Origin of the sequence: Pseudemcibacter sp., assembly GCF_965661635.1 — a bacterium.
In the GTDB taxonomy this organism is placed as follows: domain Bacteria; phylum Pseudomonadota; class Alphaproteobacteria; order Sphingomonadales; family Emcibacteraceae; genus Pseudemcibacter.
In genome coordinates, this window is sequence record NZ_CBFIEP010000015.1 from 1 (window position 1) to 3,251 (window position 3,251).

Consider the following 3,251-nt stretch of genomic DNA (forward strand, 5'->3'; position numbering starts at 1 on the left):
GTAAACGGTTTCCGCTTCTCTTGCACGTCCCGCTTCCATTAATACAGCTCCTAAAACATGTCGTGAAGGGAATTGCCACGCCGGTGGTTCTGAATATGTGTCACTGTCTTCAAGTCTAACGGCATTGCTCAAATGATAGACAGCTTCACCATAATTACCCTTGGCTGCTTCAATTTCACCCATTACATATTGCTCGCCAATTAGAAGAGTATCACGAGGAATCCTTAGACCTGTCGTATTATAACCCGGCAAACCTTCTTTAAAAGCTGCCGCAATTTTACTAAATTCGGCTAGCTCTTCTTCTGCTTTTTCCATATCACCCGTGTGAAGATAAGCAAGGCTACGTCCATATCGCCACATTCCATTTAGGAATTGTGCTTTCATAAATGGTTTTGGCACTTCAAGAATTTCTTCCCATTTACCAAAACGAACCATGACATAAATTGGCTGTGCTCGAAAATATTCATTACCCGAGCCCCATGATGTTTTACGAACACCTTCTTCAAGATATGCCTTCACTTTCATTGCGGCATCTAATGAATTTTGACTTCTACCAGTGAACATAGATGACCATGAAAGAAAATGAATATTATGTGGATAATAAACGAGCGGGTATATACTTTGGCTTTTTGTTTCCTCAATATATTCTTCGTCTGCTTCAACTGCTTTAATATTAATATCAAAGGCATCTTGGTAACGTCCTACACGGATGTAAATATGCGACGGCATATGCACCAAATGTCCAGAACCTGGAAGTAATGGATGAAGTGCATCCGCACTTTTTTCAGCAAGCCAAGGTTTTTTAAATTCTGTAACATGAATATGATAATGAAGTGCACCTGCATTTTCAGGGTCTCTTTCGATAACACTATCTAATACAGAAATAATTTTTGCTGTATTTCCTTTTGGCGTTCCATCTAAATACCAATAATCCCATGGTTGCGTGTTCATGGCAGCACCCGCATAGAGAACGGCAGCATCCAAATCATCCGGATATTTATTCATCAATTTTTCAGCGGCGTTCATATAAGCAATATCAAGCGTTTCGCGAGGAATAGAGAGATCGTCATTATAACGGGCTTCTAAAACTTCTATATAATCACGCTCGCGCTCTGTTACTTTATCTTTTAAAGCGCTCGCCATATGTATCGCTTCATTGGCTTGATCGGCTGAATTCATCATCATAGGGATATTTAAATTTCGGCCAAGCGACCATGCCCAACCCCAATATGCCATCGCGTTATCAGGATCCAATCGGGCCGCCTCTTTAAAAGAACGCAGTGCTTCAGAATGATTGAAGGCAAACACAAGTCGCATACCTTGATCAAAGAAATATTGCGATTGTTCGTTATCAGTGCTGACTTTAAAATGATAATCGCTGAGCCCACTTAAGCGCGGCGCAATCGGCGAAGTCGCTGTTGCAGGGTCAGCATTTAAGGATGCAGGGTCATAAACTTGTGATAGCGATGTGCTTGAAATGGCCAGTGAAAGTACCAACCCCGAAATAATACCCTTGTACATGATGTTCTCCCATCAATCTGATTTAATTTGCGGGCAGCATAACACAAATCAAATATTTACAATACTTATTCTAAGTCACGGTGCCTACCTGTTTGAATTCAGGTTTATCCCATGCGTTTGTTTCCATTATTTGCACGAGGCGTTCAACGGCATCCCAAACATTGACATATGAAACATAAAGCGGCGTAAATCCAAATCGCATAATATCAGGGGCACGAAAATCACCAATAACACCCGCATCGATAACCGCTTGCATAATTGGAAAACCATTCTTCGAAGAAATTGATACCTGACTTCCTCTTTTATCATGTTCTCTTGGTGTCACGATTTCAAAGTCATAGCCATCTAATCGTTCTTCAATCAATTGAATGTAAAGGTCACATAATTTGAGTGATTTTTTGCGAATTTCATTCATATCAGCTCTTAAAAAGATATCCAAGCCAACCTCTGACATTGCGAGTGAAACAATCGGTTCTGTACCCGTCGAAAATTGGCGAATATCTTTTCTCGGGCGATAATCCCTTTCAAACCCAAATGGTAAATCATGTCCCCACCATCCTGTTAATGGCTGCATGGCGACCCCTTGATGGCGTTTAGCAACAAACATAAATGATTGTGAACCGGGCCCGCCGTTTAAATATTTATAAGTACAGCCAAGGGCAAAATCGACGTTGCAACCGTTTAAATCAACAGGCAGCGCCCCGGCACTATGACATAGATCCCAAACAACCAAAGCACCCACATCATGTGCTTTTTTAGTTATCGCAGCCATATCATGAAGGTGACCCGTTTTATAATGCACATGAGTTAAGCATACGACCGCTACGTCATCCGTAATCGCATCCATTATTTCACCGTCTTCGGCAAATGTGATTTCGTGCCCACGATCAAGTTGCTTGATCAAACCCTGAACCATATAATTATTGGTCGGAAAATTACTGCCCTCCATTACAATTTTCTTTTTATCTTTTCTTAGACCTAATGCAGCGGCAACCAACTTATAAACATTGAGGCCCGTTGCGTCCGCGTAAATGACTTCGCCGTCATTTGCACCGAGAAGCTTCGCCGTTTTATTTCCTAACTTTTCAACGAGTTCGAACCAGCCTGCTTTATTCCAACTTTTAATTAGGTCTTCGCCCCATTCCTGTTCGATCACTTCTAATGCGCGCGCCTTCGCAGCTTTTGGCATGGCGCCGAGACTATTACCATCAAGATATATCATCCCATCAGGCAGATGAAATTCATCTGCGAATTTTGCTAATGGGTCGGCTTTGTCAAGGGCTATTAAATCATCACGGGTTAAAGACATCTATTCTATTCTTTCTTGTAATTGAAATTTGAAGCAGACTATCATTGATAAAATAAATCTTCCATGTAAAATTTCTAATTTAGATATAACGAAAAATGCATAACAGGATCGCTTAATGAAACCATATCATTCTATGGATAAAGAAACGTTGGAACGGGAATATAGCCCGAGCAGCTGCATCGATGACATTATGGTATTCATTAAAATGTATATTGATGAAAGTAGAGCCGCACACCGATCCTTAAAAGATATCATGAAAGCCGACATTAAATATGGTCCAGAGAAACGATCAAATATGGACATGTTTATCCCTGATAGTGATGAAGCATTACCAATACACGTCTTCATTCATGGTGGATATTGGCAAGAACTCTCGAAAAATGAAAGTGCATTTGCCGCACCAAATTTCGTCGATCATAAT

General features: G+C 40.8%; 2 protein-coding genes and 1 pseudogene. 1 reads left to right on the plus strand and 2 read right to left on the minus strand.

Annotation, left to right across the window (positions count from 1 at the left end; genetic code table 11):
- Together ACTF6W_RS00870 and kynU are read right to left on the minus strand one after the other, a co-directional pair.
- Window positions 1–1,521 (minus strand): tetratricopeptide repeat protein (locus tag ACTF6W_RS00870; protein ID WP_438992651.1); only part of this gene is annotated, 1,521 nt, incomplete at its 3' end.
- Window positions 1,522–1,591: 70 nt separating this feature from the next.
- Window positions 1,592–2,830 (minus strand): kynureninase, encoded by a 1,239-nt coding sequence (kynU, locus tag ACTF6W_RS00875; protein WP_438992652.1) that lies wholly within the window; start codon window positions 2,828–2,830, stop codon window positions 1,592–1,594.
- A 115-nt stretch (window positions 2,831–2,945) separates the two neighbouring features.
- On the opposite strand from kynU, the pseudogene ACTF6W_RS00880 reads away from it, so the two are divergent.
- Window positions 2,946–3,251, plus strand: a pseudogene (locus tag ACTF6W_RS00880) (alpha/beta hydrolase); the annotation flags it as partial.